The organism is Variovorax sp. P4_B11 (assembly GCF_056402355.1).
On sequence record NZ_JBFUHO010000039.1, the window covers coordinates 25,406 to 39,858 of the forward strand.

The following is a 14,453-nucleotide window of genomic DNA, read 5'->3' on the forward strand; positions in this document are numbered from 1 at the left end:
CCGGGCTCAGCCCCGCGCGTGCGCCGCGTCCAGGCACTGCGCGAACAACTGCGCGGCCCGCGACGGCTGCGGTGCCCGGCGCACGATGGACACGAACCTGCAGCTGTAGCGGAAACGGTCCGGCCGCACCGCCCGCACCTGCCCTCGGCGTTCGAAGGCCTCGGCATAGTGGTCGGGCAGGAAACCCAGGAATCGCCCGGACAGGATCAGCGTGGCGATCGCCTCCTGGTCGAAGCCGGTCGCCGTGCGAACCAGGCGCGCCTGGTGGCTCAGGTCCATGTTGGGCGAGTGATAGCCGAGCCCTGCGAAGGCGTGCCCCTTGAGGCGCGCCCAGGTGAGCGCGCCCTGCGGGGCGTCGAACAGCGGATGGCCGGCACCGCAATAGAGCAGCATCTGCTCGCCGAACAGGTCGGTGTAGGAGAGACTGGTGGAGCTGCGGTGGGCCGGGATCACGCCGACGTGGAAACTGCCGTCGATGATGCCGCGCTCGATCGCGTTGAGGGTCGCCACGTGCATGCTCAGGCTGACGTCCGGTGCCCGGTCGTTGAACAGCGCGATGGCCTCGCCGATGCGCGCCTCCGGGTTGGTGGCGGTCTTGTCGAACACCGCCACCTCGAGCCGGCCGCCCATGCGCTGGTGGATGTCATCGATGCTCTCGCGGAAGACATCGACCGACGCCAGCAGGCGCAGGGTCTCGCGGTAGACGCGCTCGCCTTCGGGCGACACCGCGAAGCCGCCGCGCCCGCGCCGGCACAGCACCACCCCGAGCCGCGTTTCCAGGTCCTTGACGTGTCGGCTGACGGTGGAGGTCCCGATGTTGAGCTCGAGTTCGGCGGCCGCCATGCCGCCGCACTCGACCACGCTCTTGAAGACCCGCAGCAGACGCAGGTCCATGTCGCTGATCTGGCCCAGCACGGCCTTCGATTTCGCGCCCTTCGTTACTTTCATGATTCGTCAAGTGAACATTGATATCGGTTTCTTTTTCCAAGTATGAAGGATGCCAACAATGATCGCCACCGCAACACAACGCCCGCCTGCCCCGCGGGAAGATCCCATGACCGTCCTGACCTCTCCTTCGCCGGCGCCCGCCGTGCGCACCGATGCCGCCTGGCTCGACGCCCACTGGATGCCGTTCACCGCCAACCGGCAGTTCAAGGCCGACCCGCGGATGATCGTGGAAGCCCGCGGCGCCTACTTCACCGACGGCGACGGCCGCAAGATCTTCGACGGCCTGTCCGGCCTGTGGTGCTCCGGGCTCGGCCATGGCCGGCCCGAGATCACCGAGGCGGTGAGCCGGCAGATCGCCAGGCTCGACTACGCGCCGGCCTTCCAGCACGGCCATCCGCTGTCCTTCGAACTCGCCAACAGGCTCAAGGAACTGACGCCCGCGGGCCTCGACTACGTGTTCTTCACCGGCTCGGGCTCGGAAGCGGCCGACACCTCGCTCAAGATGGCGCGCGCCTACTGGCGGGCCAAGGGCCAGGCGAGCAAGACGCGCCTGATCGGCCGCGAGAAGGGCTACCACGGCGTCAACTTCGGCGGCATCTCGGTCGGCGGCATCGGCGGCAACCGCAAGACCTTCGGCCAGGGCGTCGAGGCCGACCACCTGCCGCACACGCAGCTGGCCGACAACGCGTTCAGCCGCGGCATGCCGGCCCACGGCGCGGCACTGGCCGACCGGCTGCTCGACCTGATCGCGCTGCACGACGCCTCGAACATCGCCGCGGTGATCGTCGAGCCCTTCTCCGGCTCGGCCGGCGTCGTGGTGCCGCCGCAGGGCTACCTGCAGCGCCTGCGCGAGATCTGCACCGCCCACAACATCCTGCTGATCTTCGACGAGGTCATCACCGGCTTCGGCCGCTGCGGCGCCATGACCGGCGCCGACGCCTTCGGTGTCCTGCCCGACATCATGAACGTCGCCAAGCAGGTCACCAACGGGGCCCAGCCGCTCGGCGCCGTGATCGCGAGCAAGGACATCTACGACACCTTCATGGCAGCCGGCGGCCCGGACTACATGCTCGAGTTCCCGCACGGCTACACCTACTCGGCCCATCCGGTGGCCTGCGCCGCGGGCATTGCCGCCCTCGACGCGCTGCAGAAGGACGGGCTGGTGGAGCGGGTCGCTTCGCTGGCGCCGTTCTTCGAGGCGGCGGTCCACAGCCTGAAGGGTGCACGGCACGTGGTCGACATCCGCAACTACGGCCTGGCCGCCGGGCTCACGCTCGCGGCGCTGCCCGGCGAGCCGGCACGCCGCCCCTACGAAGTCGCCATGGCCTGCTGGCGCAAGGGCTTCTATGTGCGCTACGGCGGCGACACGATCCAGCTCGCCCCGCCCTTCATCGTCGAGAAGGCGGAGATCGAGCGCTTGGTCAACGCGCTCGGCGAGGCGCTGGCCGAGACCGCTTGAGCCTCGGCTCGGCAGGGCCCGGCCCCCTCACTCCTTCGCCGTCGCCGCGTCGCCGACCCAGCTGGCCGAGCGGCCGATGCGCTCGAGCAGGTGCTCCGTGAAGGCCCGCACCTTGACGCTGGCGCGCGGCGCAGCGCGCACCAGGAAGATGCCGCTCGCCTCCTGGCGCGGCGCGCCTTCGAGGTCGAGCTCGACGATGCGGCCGGCCGCCAGGTCTTCGCCGATCGCCCAGTTGGGCATCAGCGCGATGCCCAGGCCCTGTGCGGCGCACATGCGGCGGGCGTCGCAGTCGTTGCTCTCGAGCGCGAACTGCGGCGGACGGCTCCAGTCGAAGCCTTCGAGCTCGCGCCAGCCGCGCGCGCCGGTGCTGTGCTGGCGGTCGATCAGCCGATGCTGCGCCAGGTCGGCGAAGCGCCGCGGATGACCGTGGCGCTGCAGGTAGGCCGGCGAGGCGCCCATGATGTAGCGCTGGCTGCCGATGCGCTGGCAGATCAGGCTGCTGTCGGGCTGGTCGCCGATCCGGATCACGAGATCGAAGCGCTCGAGCACCGGGTCGACCACGCGCTCGGTGAGCTCGAGTTCGACGTTCAGCGCCGGATGCTTGTCGAACAGCGAACCCAGGTGCGGCGCCACGTGGCGGCGGCCGAAGGCCGGCACGCAACTCACGCGCAGCAGGCCCTGCACGCTGCCGTCGAGCGAGACCACCTCGCTGCGCGCATCGCTCATGTCGTGCAGGATCTTCACGGCGCGCTCGAACAGCAGCGTGCCGGCCTCGGTCATCACCAGGGCCCGGGTCGAGCGCGTGAACAAGGGCACCTTGAGGTCCTGTTCCAGCGCATCGATCTGGCGCGCCACCGACGAGGCGACCAGGCCCTTGCGCCGGGCCACGGCCGAGAAGCTCTTCGCCTGCGCCACGTCGACGAACATGGAGAGGCTTTCGGCAAAGCGGATCGATTCCATTTGTGCAAACAACGCAAAGGCATTTGGCCCTGACGCCGGATTCCCATGACGAGGCGCAAAGAATAGCATCCGTGGGCTCCACCGAGGTACGCCTATGAACACCGACGCCGAACCTGGCGGCATCCAGTCCTTCAGCTTCGAGAGCCGCGCGCAGCGGGTCCTGTTCGGGCACGGCAGCCTGTCGAAGGTCGCCGGCGAGATCGAGCGGATGGGGGTCGGCAAGGCGCTGGTGCTGTGCACGCCACCGCAGCGCGCCCAGGCCGAACGGGTGGCCGACCTGCTCGGCGCCCGTGCCGCGGGCATCTTCGACGGTGCGGTGATGCACGTGCCGATCGAGAGCGCACGGGCGGCGCGGGAGGCCGCCGCGCGCCTCGGCGCCGACGGTGCGGTGGCGATCGGCGGCGGCTCGACCATCGGCCTCGGCAAGGCCATCGCGCTCGATTCGGGCCTGCCGATCCTGGCCATCCCGACCACCTACGCGGGCTCGGAGATGACGCCGATCTACGGCCTCACCGAGAACGGACTCAAGCGCACCGGCAAAGACCCCCGCGTCTTGCCGCGTACCGTGATCTACGACCCCGCCCTGACGCTCGGCCTGCCGGTCGGCCTGTCGGTGGTCAGCGGGATCAACGCCATCGCGCATGCGGCCGAGGGGCTCTATTCGGCGGACGGCAACCCGGTCTGCGACCTGATGGCGGTCGAGGGCATCGCGGCGCTGGGCCGCGCCCTGTCCGGCATCCATGCGGACCCGGCCGACACCCTGGCGCGCAGCGACGCGCTCTACGGCGCCTGGCTCTGCGGCACGGTGCTCGGCAGCGTCGGCATGGCGCTGCACCACAAGCTGTGCCACACGCTGGGCGGCAGTTTCAACCTGCCGCATGCCGAGACCCACACCATCGTGCTGCCGCATGCGCTGGCCTACAACGCCGCAGCCGCGCCCGGCGCAATGCGGCGCATCGCCGGCGCGCTCGGTGCCGCCAGCGCCCCGCAGGCGGTCCACGAACTGGCGCTGCGCAATGGCGCGCCGACGGCGCTGAAACAGATCGGCATGCGCGAGGAGGACCTGGACCCCGCCTGCGCGCTGGCGTTGCAAAATGCGTACGCCAATCCACGGGCGATCGAGGCGCGCGCCCTGCGGCAGTTGCTGCAGGATGCCTTCGACGGCGTGGCCCCCAGAACTTGATCCGCCTGCCACCCAAGGTTCCTGCCGCATGACCCACGACGCCGCCTTGCCCAGCCCCTTTGCGCGCCAGCTGGCGCAGCAGTACGGACTCGATGACGTGCCGGCGTCGCGGTCGGCCTCGCTGTCGCTCGACATGGCGCGGATGCACTACGCCCAGCCGCATCTCTTCGTGCTGGCGCCGCTGCCGGCCGACGACGCCTTCGTCGTCAGCGTGGAGCTCGCGCGGGCCGGCGGCAGGCGCTTCTTCCAGGGCAGCGCGCAAACCCAAGTCGGGCTGCTGGAACCCGGTGCGGTCCACATCGCCGACCTCGCCGAGCGGCCTTCCGCCTATGTCTGCAGCCCCTTCCATTCGGTGCTGTTCCGCCTGCCGCGTGCCGCGATGGACGCGTTCGCGCGCGAAACCGGCGAGCCCCCGATCGCGGCGCTGCATTGCACGCCCGGCGCGACCGATCCGGTGCTGGCCGGCATTGCGGCGGCGCTGCTGCCATCGCTGGAGCGCCCGGCGCAGGCCTGCCGGCTGTTCCTCGACCACATGGCGCTGGCCCTTTGCGCGCACCTCGCCAGCGCCTACGGCGGCGCCCGCCGGCGGCCCGCGCCTACGGCCGGCCTGGCGCCCTGGCAGGCGCGGCGCGCCAAGGAGCTGCTGGCCGCGAACCTGGCACGCAGCGTGCCGCTGGTGGAGGTCGCCGCCGCGTGCCAGTTGTCGCGCGGCCATTTCAGCAAGGCGTTCAAGGCGACGACCGGCCAGTCGCCGCACGCCTGGCTGGTCGAGCGCAGGATCGAGGCGGCGCGCGGCATGCTCCTCGCATCCACGGCTTCGCTGTCGGAGATCGCGATCGCCTGCGGCTTCGCCGACCAGAGCCACCTGACGCGCGTGTTCGGGGCCCGCACCGGCAGCTCGCCGGCGTCGTGGCGGCGCCAGCGCCGCGCATGAGCCGCCGGGCCGTTCCCAAGGCGAATGCCGAAGCGCTGCTGCGCGAAGGCTTCCCGGTGAACGGCGCGCGCCTCAGGCCGGCAGGATGTCCGGCAGCAACGGCCGCTGCAGGCGCTTGCGCCACCACTTGAACGCCTCGCCCGTGGCGGCGGCCGGCTTCCAGGCCAGCCAGAAGTCTTCCTCGGGCCGCGACTCGTCCAGCGCCAGCTCGACCAGCTCGCCGCGGGCCAGCGGCCCCCGCACGCAGGCCCGCGGCAGGAAGCCGTGGCCCAGCCCCTCGACCTGGAAGGCGATCTTGGCCGCCATCGACGGCACCGTGATGCGGCGCTGCCCGGCCAGCAGGCCGATGGTCCGGTCGGACATCGAGCGGGCGCCGTCGCCCACCACCACGGCCGTGTGCTCGAGCAGGTCGGCGCGGACCAGCGGCCGCTGCAGCATCGCCAGCGGGTGCGTCGGCGCGACGCAGAACGCGAAGTCGAGGCTGCCCACCGACACCGCCTTGTAGCCGCCGCCGGCCGGCCCGTCGCCGGCGGCGACGATCAGGTCGGCGCGGCCGTCGCGCAGCGCTTCCCAGGTGCCGGTCAGGGTCTCGCAGGCGATGCGCAGGCGCGTGCCGCAGTTCAGATCCTCGAAGGCGCGGATGTCGTGGCTGAAGGCCGCGGTCGGAATCAGCGAGTCGTGCACCAGCCTGAGCTCGGATTCGAAGCCGGTGGCGATCTGGCGCATGCGCGATTCCAGGTCGGCGGCGGCGGCCACCAGCCAGCGCCCTTCCTTGAGCATCTCCTGGCCCGCGGCCGTCAGGCTGACGCGCGGGCCCTGGCGCACGAACAGCGCGATGCCCAGCTGCTCCTCGAGCTTGCTGATCGCGTAGGAGATGGTCGAGGGCACCTTGTGCAGGCGCTCGGCCGCCGCCGCGAAGGAGCCGTGGCGGGCGATCGCGTCCACCAGTTCGATGGCCTCGAGGCTGAGCTTCAACATCACGCTTCCTTCGCTTTCAATAGAGGATCGAAATTATCGATCATCAGCGCCGGAATATCTCAACATTGACACCCTTCCGACCTCGGATACTCCTTGTACTCAATCGTGAATTTAGTCGAACGAAACCCCACAAGGAACGCCCATGATCGAACTTCGCAAGGCAAACCATCGCGGCCTGGCCGACCACGGCTGGCTGCAGTCGCGCCACACCTTCTCTTTCGGTCATTACCACGATCCGAAGCAGCAGGGCTTCTCGGACCTGCTCGTGATCAACGACGACCGGGTCGCGCCGCAACAGGGTTTCGGCACCCATCCGCACCGGGACATGGAAATCATCTCGTACGTGCTCGAAGGCGCGCTCGAGCACCGCGACTCGATGGGCACCGGCTCGGTCATCCGGCCGGGCGACGTGCAGCTGATGAGCGCCGGCACCGGCGTGCGCCACAGCGAGTTCAACCATTCGGCCAGCGAACCGGTGCACTTCCTCCAGATCTGGATCGTGCCCTCGGTCCGCGGCGCGGTGCCGCGCTATCAGCAGGTGCATTTCAGCGCCGCCGAGAAACGCGGCAAGCTGCGCCTGATCGTCTCGCCCGAGAGCGCCGAAGGCTCGCTCTCGGTGCACCAGGACGCCCGCGTGCATGCCGGCCTCTTCGACGGCGGCGAGGCTGCCACGCTGCAGCTCAAGCCCGATCGCTATGCCTACGTGCACGTCGCGCGCGGCAGCATCGAGGTCAACGGCGAACGGCTCGGCCAGGGCGACGGCGCGCGGATCCGCGACGAGCGCACGCTGCGCTTCGCGAAGGCCGACCAGGCCGAAGTGCTGGTGTTCGACCTGCGGCCCCACGAACGGCCTTCGATGTAGGTCGCCGGCACGGCGCGGCGCTGGCGGGTGGCGGTCCGGCCACAGCGGCGCTTACGCTTTGATGACACGTCGCCTACAACTTGCCTCATGGCTGCCGATACATAGGCAATCATGGACAAGCCACATTCAAGCCGATCACCCGAGCTGCTGACCCAGCTCCCGAGCGAAAGCGTTCTTCAAGACGACGGGGTGCACATGCTCGTGTCGACGAGAGGCGTGGAAGGCTCGAGGAGCGATGGCATTCTCCTTCGCCGATGTGCCTTCTCGATCGCCGCGCCACTGGGCTGCGCAATTCTGGGTCAGTACAGGCAGCTGTCGGATGGCTTCTGGCACGCCTCCATGTGCAGCAGGGCCCGCAGCGACGGCGCCCTGGGCCCTCCCCAGGTGGGGATCTATGCGACGGAACTCGACGCGCTGGTCAATCTCTGGGCAAACCGTCGGCGTTTCGACCTCGGTATCCGGGTCTGAGGGCCGCGGGGCCTCTGCCGGCGCACCTTGATCGTCCTCCGGCGTCCCGGCTATGCTGCGGCACTTCGCTTCCAATGACCTGCCTTGCCATGCCGCCTCGTCTTGCTGCCCAGGATTTCGACCAGGAACTGCTCATACTCTTCGACGCCTATGTCCATGGCGACCTGGATCGGCGCTCATTCCTGAGGCAGGCCCAGAAATTCGCCAAGGCCGGGGTTGCCGCGACGACATTGCTGGCGGCGCTGAGCCCCGACTTCGCGGCCGGACAGCAGGTACCCCCCGCCGATCCGAGGCTCAAGGTCGAGCGGGTGAGCTATCCCTCGCCTTCCGGCAGCGGCACCGTCAACGGCTACCTGGCGCGCCCGGCGAATGCCGGTGCGAAGCCCCTGCCCGCGGTGCTGGTCATTCACGAGAATCGCGGCCTCAATCCACACATCGAGGACATTGCGCGGCGGTTGGCGCTCGATGGCTTCATGGCCTTCGCGCCCGACGCACTCACGCCCCTCGGTGGCTATCCCGGTGACGAGGACAAGGCGCGCGAAGCCTTCGCCAAGCTCGACCAGGCGCATGCCCTCAACGACTTCCTGGCGGCCACCACCTGGCTGAAATCGCGACCCGATGCCACCGGAAGGATCGGCGCCGTCGGCTTTTGCTACGGTGGCGGCATGGTCCACCAGCTTGCGATCAGGCTGCCGGACCTCCACGCGGGCGTCCCTTTCTACGGCAACACGCCTGCGCCGGCGGAAGCGGCCAAGGTCAAGGCACCGCTGCTCGTCCAGCGTGCCGAGATCGACGACCGGATCAATGCGGCATGGCCCGCCTACGAAACGGCCCTGCGTTCCGCCGGCGTGCGCTTCACGGCCTATCAGTATCCCGGTACCCAGCACGGCTTCAACAACGACACCACGCCGCGCTACGATGCGGCGGCCGCCCAGCTGGCCTGGTCGCGTACCGTTGGGTTCCTGAAGACGCAACTGGCAGGCGACTAGCGCCATCGGCGCTCTTTAACGGCATGCGAATCCACGAACTGAAACGACGGCTCCGGAACGCCGGAGCGGGTCCCCTCCACGAGCACCGGATCCTTCGGCTGTGGTCCCATGCGCTGCCCCGGGACAGCGGCAGGCGTCGACCCGAGAGCTTTTTTCCGTCGTCGCTGCTGGCCGCCCTGCCGTCCATCGAAGCCGAACTCGCGGGACTGGCGCGCATCCACGCGGTCCATCCCGGCGCCGATGGTTCCGAGCGGCTGCTCGTCGCCCTGGCGGACGGCCAGACCGTCGAGAGCGTGTTGCTGCCCCGGGACGGTCTCTGCGTCTCGTCGCAGCTCGGGTGTGCCGTCGGATGCCATTTCTGCATGACGGGTCGCGACGGATTGCTGCGCCAACTGGGAAGCGCCGAGATCATTGCCCAGGTCGCCCTCGCGCGCATGCGACGGCCGGTGCGCAAGGTGGTCTTCATGGGCATGGGCGAACCGGCCCACAACCTCGACAACGTGATGGAGGCGATCGACCTGCTCGGCACGGCGGGCGGAATCGGCCACAAGAACCTGGTGTTCTCCACCGTGGGCGATCCACGCGCGTTCGAGCGACTGCACCAGCAAAGCGTCAGGCCCGCGCTGGCACTCTCGTTGCACACGACCCAGGCCGAGCTGCGCAGAAGACTCCTTCCGCGCGCGCCGAACATGACGCCCGAGGAACTGGTCGCCGCCTGCGAACGCTATGCCCGGGCGACCGGCTACCCGATCCAGTACCAGTGGACGCTGCTGGAAGGTGTCAACGATGGGGTGGACGAGATCGAAGGCATCGTCCGCCTCCTCGCCGGCAAGTACGGCGTGCTGAACATGATCCCCTTCAACGCGGTGGATGGCGCGGCGTTCAGTCGCCCGCCATGGGAGCGCTGCAAAGAGATTGCTGCCACGCTGCACCAACGGGGCATCCTCACGAAGCTGCGCTATTCCGCCGGCCAGGATGTCGACGGCGGGTGCGGTCAGTTGAGGGCGCGTGCAGCCGAAGTACCCGTGCTGCTCCGAAGGGCCCAGGACGGGCGTCAGGCACCCGCAGCCACCGCATAGAGAACGCTGCAGATGCGACGCTGCCGCACTACAGTGCCGGCATGGCGCCCGTCCAAAAGCATCTGATCGTCCACGGCCTCGTGCAGGGCGTGGGTTACCGTTGGTCGATGGCGCAAGCCGCCGAGGCGCTGGGCGTGCGCGGTTGGGTGCGAAATCGCCGCGACGGCACGGTGGAGGCCCTTGCCATCGGCGATGCCCCGGCGGTAGAGGCGCTGGTGGCGTGGGCACTCCGCGGCCCGCCGCAGGCGCGAGTTGAACGGGTGGAGGTTCTGGAGATGCAAGGACATGCGCATGCACCCGAAGGATTCGAGCAGCGCGCGACGATTTAGCGCCACCCACGAGATCGGCTCAAGACCCCAGTTTGCTGTCTTCGCTCTTGTGCAGCCGTATCGGCAATCCGGGAATACCTGGCGTTCTACCCGGATCGGGTCGACGTCATCGAGGTCGGCGTCGAAGGCTGAGGCTCACGCAAGGAACTCGTCGCCGAACATCGGCAGCCCGCTCTTCGATTCAGCCCGCGTCGCCTCGTCCTGCAGCACGTCCCAATGCTCGACCAGAACGCCGTCGGCGATGCGCAGGATGTCCACCCCGATCCAGTTCACCGGACGGTGTTCACCCCAGAAACGGCCGTGGATCATCACGTGGTCGCCCTCGGCCATGATCAGGCCCGGCTCGTAGCGCAGCGACGCCGGCAGGCTCTTGATCAGGTTGAAAAGCCCGTCGCGGCCCGGCGAAATGTGAGCACTGTGCTGGATGTAGTTCGGCGACCAGTAGCGTTCGGCCTTCGCGTAGTCGCGCTGGTTGAACAATGCGTCGAAGGCCTCGAGGACCAGCGCCTTGTTTCTCGCTTCGATGGACAGACTCACTTTCGTTCTCCAGACCTAGTTGCGCGCAAGCGGGATCTGCAGGTTCGTCGGCCTGTTCTCTTCCTTGTCGAACCCACGACCGTCCACGTTGCGCGCGCCCCAGAACGGCATGTCGTGGCTCAGGCTGCGAGCGTCAACGCCAGCACGAGCGCCAAGAGGCGCGAAATGCGTCGTGTCCACATCTGGAAAGAATTCTCGCCTGAGAAGGTGCGCAAATTATGAAGCGCGAGCGCCCTGCTCCGTTAGCCCAAATCGGCAAAGCGACACGGCGTCCCGGTCGAGGGCCTGTTCACACTATTTCCCGGGTCGCGGAAATAGTGTAAACAGGCCCTTGGCTATTCTTCGATTGCAGCGCCGCCTCCGAACATCGCATGACACTCAAACTGGACGTATTCGACGACTTCCACGTGCATGGCGCCTCGGCGCCGGAGTGGAATCAACGCTATCTGCAGGTGTCGCCGGGGGCCATGCACAGTTCGCTCGCCGAGGTGACGACGGACAGCATCCATGTCTTTCGCAAGTGGATGAGTGAGCGGGTGATTCAACAGGGCTGTCTGCCCAACGGCAAGATCTGCTTCGCGATCCCGCTTGGGAAGCTCGCTGGAACGCCCCGAATGCAAGGGCACGAAATGCACGAGGACAGCGTCGTCGTTCTTCGCGGCGGCGACGAGTTCACGCTACAACGGCCGAAAGGGATGGAACTGATGGCGGTGACGTTCGAGCTCGACGAATTTCGTCGCCTGTCTGACGAACGGCCGTGGGCACCGGGCGCCCGGGCTCTACTGTCCCGCTCCGTGCTGCGAGCCCCGGGTCGCGCGATGCAGCGATTGCGGTATGACCTGCTTTCGTTGTTCGATGAGACGGCGACAGCCGATCCATGCAAATCGGAAGCGATCAACGGCCAGTCAGTGTCCCGCGGCGTGTTCGAAGCGCTTTGCGAACTGTTCGATGGTGCCGCCGACGCGAGGCAGCCCGTCGGGAGCGCTTCGGCCAGTTTCATCGTCGCGCAATGCCATCGGATGGTGGCAGACAGTGGGGATTCCCCACCTGGCGTAGAGGAACTGTGCCTGCGCCTTCGCACGAGCCGGCGCACCTTGCAGAACAGCTTCAGGCAGGTCGCCGACGCGACGCCTGTGCACTATCTGCGCTGCGTGAGGCTCAACGCCGTGCGTCGGCAGTTGATGTCGACGCGAGCGGTGGACCTGAACATTGCGCAGGCGGCCGCAGACAGAGGATTCAACCATCTGAGCCACTTTGCTCAACGGTACCAGGCGCTGTTCGGAGAATTGCCGTCACAGACGATGCGAGGCCGCACCTGCGCCAGTTCGCAGGACGGCCACGGGCAGAGCGACGAGGCGTGAGCGGCCGGCTTCGCCCCCTCAATCGATGGCGACCTTCGCATCCTTGACCAGCTTCGCGTACCTGGTCGTGTCGTCCTTGATCTGCGCGGCCATCTGATCGGGGCTGTCGCCCACCGGTTCGGCGCCGATCTCTTCCATGCGCTTCTTGAACTCCGGCGACTGGATGATCTTCACCATCTCGGCGTTGAGCTTCGTGACCACCTCCTTGGGCGTTCCCACCGGCGCCAGGATGCCGAACCATGTCCCCTGGTTGAAGTCCTTGATGCCCGCCTCGGCCAAGGTGGGCACATCAGGCAGCGTGCTCGACCGCTTGGCCGTGGTGACGGCCAAGGCACGCAGCTTGCCGCCCTTGATGTGCTGCACCAGCGGCGTCAGCGTATCGAAGGACATGTCGACCTGCCCGCCGAGCAGGTCGGTGGTCAGCGGTGCGCTGCCCTTGTAGGGGACGTGCAGGAGCTCGACGCCAGCCATGCTGGAGAACTGCGTGCCGATCAGGTGCTGCACCGTGCCGTTGCCGTTCGAGCCATACGACAGCTTCCCCGGCGATGCCTTGGCGAGCGCCACGAGGCTCTTCACGTCGGTCGCCGGGGACTTGGCGTTGACCACCAGCACGTTGGGCACCAGGGCCACGGTGGTGATCGGCGCGAAGCTCTTCTCGAAGTCGTAGGGCAGCTTCTTGTACACGCTGGTGGCGATCGTATGGTGCACCGCCCCCATCAGCAGCGTGTAGCCATCCGGCCTGGCCTTGGCGACATAGTCGGCGCCGACCGTCGCACCCGCGCCCGGCTTGCTCTCCACGATCACCGGCTGACCGATGCTCTGCGACAGCGGCGTGGTGATCGCGCGTGCCAGCGCGTCCGAGCTTCCGCCAGGCGGGAACGGAACGACCAAGGTGATGGGCTTGGCAGGGTAGGCCTGCGCCGCAGCGAGCGAGGCAGCGAAGCCGAGGGCGATCGCCGTCGAGGCGATGCGGGGCCGGAATGTCGAAGTCTTCACGGTTGTCTCCTTGTGGGTGTGATGCGGCTGTAGGGATGCAGAGGTTTTCAATCCGGGGTGAAAAGTGAATCCGTCGTTAACTTGAGTTCAATAGTCAAGACGCCGCCAGATGCGACCAGCGCGGAGCGTTTCGCCCTGCAAAGGACGCGTCGGCGCCGAGTTCGGCCTCGATGAACACCGGCCTGCGATCGCGGCCGCTGCGTGCGGGCGGGGGACGGCGGCCCTCAGGCCGCCTTGCGCTGGGCGCCGCCGGTGACTTGGTCGCACACCGCCCTGGTGACCTGTGCCGTCGTGGCGGTGCCGCCCAGGTCGCGGGTGTGGAGCGAGGTGTCGGCCGTCACGGCCTCGACTGCCTGCATGACGCGCTTGGCGGCTTCGGTCTCGCCCAGGTGCTCCAGCAGCATGACGACCGACCAAAAGGTGCCGACCGGGTTGGCCAGGCCCTTGCCCATGATGTCGAAGGCAGAGCCGTGGATCGGCTCGAACATCGACGGGTAGCGGTGCTCGGGATCGATGTTGCCGGTGGGGGCGATGCCGAGGCTGCCTGCCAGTGCGGCGGCCAGATCGCTCAGGATGTCGGCATGCAGGTTGGTCGCCACGATGGTGTCCAGCGAAGCCGGCCGGTTGATCATGCGCGCGGTCGAGGCGTCGACCAGTTCCTTGTCCCAGGTCACGTCCGGGAACTCCTTGGAGATCTGCAGCGCAATCTCGTCCCACATCACCATCGCGTGGCGCTGGGCGTTGCTCTTCGTGATGACGGTCAGCAGCTTGCGGGGACGCGACTGGGCCAGCTTGAAAGCGAAGCGCATGATGCGCTCGACGCCGGCGCGGGTCATCATCGAGACGTCGGTGGCGGCCTCGATCGGGTGACCCTGGTGCACGCGGCCGCCGACGCCGGAGTATTCGCCTTCGGAGTTCTCGCGAACGATGACCCAGTTGAGGTCATCCGGGCCGCAGCGCTTCAGCGGGGCGTCGATGCCCGGCAGGATGCGCGTGGGGCGGACGTTGGCGTACTGGTCGAAGCCCTGGCAGATCTTCAGGCGCAGGCCCCAGAGGGTGATGTGGTCGGGGATGTGCGGGTCGCCGGCCGAGCCGAACAGGATCGCGTCCTTGTCGCGCAAGGCGTCGAGGCCGTCGTCCGGCATCATCACGCCGTGCTCGCGGAAGTAGTCGCCGCCCCAGTCGAAGTTCTCGAACTGGAACTTGAAGCTGCTGCTTGCCGAAGCCAGCGCTTCCAGCACTTGCTGGCCGGCCGGCACGACTTCCTTGCCGATGCCGTCGCCGGGGATGGTTGCGATCTTGTACGTCTTCATGGTGTGTCTCCCTTCGATAGTGGGTGGGTCCAGTGAATGTAGAAAATCGACGGCCTG

15 protein-coding genes are annotated in these 14,453 nt (G+C 68.0%); 9 read left to right on the forward strand and 6 right to left on the reverse strand.

The window, feature by feature from the left end; genetic code table 11:
• Positions 1-6 precede the first annotated feature (6 nt).
• Positions 7-948: a LysR family transcriptional regulator gene (locus AC1DYD_RS27605; protein ID WP_478175944.1), complete on the reverse strand. Its 942-nt coding sequence runs from the start codon at positions 946-948 to the stop codon at positions 7-9.
• 106 nt (positions 949-1,054) lie between these two features.
• Between AC1DYD_RS27605 and aptA the strand changes: the two genes are divergently transcribed.
• Entirely contained in the window at positions 1,055-2,407 is a 1,353-nt protein-coding gene (gene aptA, locus AC1DYD_RS27610) for an omega-aminotransferase AptA (protein ID WP_478175945.1), read from the forward strand.
• Between the two features lie 27 nt (positions 2,408-2,434).
• Here the strand turns inward: aptA and AC1DYD_RS27615 are convergent, their stop codons facing one another.
• Positions 2,435-3,367 (reverse strand): LysR family transcriptional regulator, encoded by a 933-nt coding sequence (locus tag AC1DYD_RS27615; protein ID WP_478175946.1) that lies wholly within the window; start codon positions 3,365-3,367, stop codon positions 2,435-2,437.
• A 94-nt stretch (positions 3,368-3,461) separates the two neighbouring features.
• On the opposite strand from AC1DYD_RS27615, the gene AC1DYD_RS27620 reads away from it, so the two are divergent.
• Both AC1DYD_RS27620 and AC1DYD_RS27625 read left to right on the forward strand, forming a co-directional pair.
• Positions 3,462-4,550 carry a maleylacetate reductase gene (locus AC1DYD_RS27620; protein ID WP_478175947.1) on the forward strand — a complete coding sequence of 363 codons (1,089 nt, stop codon included), beginning with the start codon at positions 3,462-3,464 and terminating at the stop codon, positions 4,548-4,550.
• Positions 4,551-4,578: 28 nt separating this feature from the next.
• Positions 4,579-5,484 carry a helix-turn-helix domain-containing protein gene (locus AC1DYD_RS27625; protein ID WP_478175948.1) on the forward strand — a complete coding sequence of 302 codons (906 nt, stop codon included), beginning with the start codon at positions 4,579-4,581 and terminating at the stop codon, positions 5,482-5,484.
• A 72-nt stretch (positions 5,485-5,556) separates the two neighbouring features.
• Here the strand turns inward: AC1DYD_RS27625 and AC1DYD_RS27630 are convergent, their stop codons facing one another.
• Positions 5,557-6,462, reverse strand: a complete 906-nt coding sequence (locus AC1DYD_RS27630) for a LysR family transcriptional regulator (protein WP_478175949.1) — start codon at positions 6,460-6,462, stop codon at positions 5,557-5,559.
• Between the two features lie 142 nt (positions 6,463-6,604).
• On the opposite strand from AC1DYD_RS27630, the gene AC1DYD_RS27635 reads away from it, so the two are divergent.
• The 5 genes from AC1DYD_RS27635 (at position 6,605) to AC1DYD_RS27655 (ending at position 10,189) form a co-directional block, all read left to right on the forward strand.
• Complete coding sequence (locus AC1DYD_RS27635; RefSeq protein WP_478175950.1) at positions 6,605-7,324, forward strand: pirin family protein; 720 nt, start codon at positions 6,605-6,607, stop codon at positions 7,322-7,324.
• A gap of 111 nt (positions 7,325-7,435) precedes the next feature.
• Positions 7,436-7,792 carry a hypothetical protein gene (locus tag AC1DYD_RS27640; protein WP_478175951.1) on the forward strand — a complete coding sequence of 119 codons (357 nt, stop codon included), beginning with the start codon at positions 7,436-7,438 and terminating at the stop codon, positions 7,790-7,792.
• 89 nt (positions 7,793-7,881) lie between these two features.
• Positions 7,882-8,781, forward strand: a complete 900-nt coding sequence (locus AC1DYD_RS27645) for a dienelactone hydrolase family protein (RefSeq protein WP_478175952.1) — start codon at positions 7,882-7,884, stop codon at positions 8,779-8,781.
• A gap of 23 nt (positions 8,782-8,804) precedes the next feature.
• On the forward strand, positions 8,805-9,860 hold the full coding sequence (locus AC1DYD_RS27650; protein WP_478175953.1) for an RNA methyltransferase: 1,056 nt from the start codon (positions 8,805-8,807) through the stop codon (positions 9,858-9,860).
• A gap of 41 nt (positions 9,861-9,901) precedes the next feature.
• Entirely contained in the window at positions 9,902-10,189 is a 288-nt protein-coding gene (locus AC1DYD_RS27655; protein ID WP_478175954.1) for an acylphosphatase, read from the forward strand.
• Positions 10,190-10,324: 135 nt separating this feature from the next.
• On the opposite strand, the gene AC1DYD_RS27660 is transcribed toward AC1DYD_RS27655, so the two are convergent.
• Positions 10,325-10,726 carry a nuclear transport factor 2 family protein gene (locus tag AC1DYD_RS27660; protein ID WP_478175955.1) on the reverse strand — a complete coding sequence of 134 codons (402 nt, stop codon included), beginning with the start codon at positions 10,724-10,726 and terminating at the stop codon, positions 10,325-10,327.
• A gap of 371 nt (positions 10,727-11,097) precedes the next feature.
• Here AC1DYD_RS27660 and AC1DYD_RS27665 point away from each other — a divergent pair, with 371 nt between their 5' ends.
• Positions 11,098-12,087 (forward strand): helix-turn-helix domain-containing protein, encoded by a 990-nt coding sequence (locus tag AC1DYD_RS27665; protein ID WP_478175956.1) that lies wholly within the window; start codon positions 11,098-11,100, stop codon positions 12,085-12,087.
• Positions 12,088-12,105: 18 nt separating this feature from the next.
• Here AC1DYD_RS27665 and AC1DYD_RS27670 read toward each other — a convergent pair whose 3' ends face one another.
• Together AC1DYD_RS27670 and AC1DYD_RS27675 are read right to left on the reverse strand one after the other, a co-directional pair.
• The gene (locus AC1DYD_RS27670; protein ID WP_478175957.1) at positions 12,106-13,083 is read right to left on the reverse strand and encodes a Bug family tripartite tricarboxylate transporter substrate binding protein; all 978 of its coding nucleotides are present in this window, start codon (positions 13,081-13,083) and stop codon (positions 12,106-12,108) included.
• A 224-nt stretch (positions 13,084-13,307) separates the two neighbouring features.
• The gene (locus tag AC1DYD_RS27675) at positions 13,308-14,396 is read right to left on the reverse strand and encodes a tartrate dehydrogenase (protein ID WP_478175958.1); all 1,089 of its coding nucleotides are present in this window, start codon (positions 14,394-14,396) and stop codon (positions 13,308-13,310) included.
• Positions 14,397-14,453: the final 57 nt, after the last annotated feature.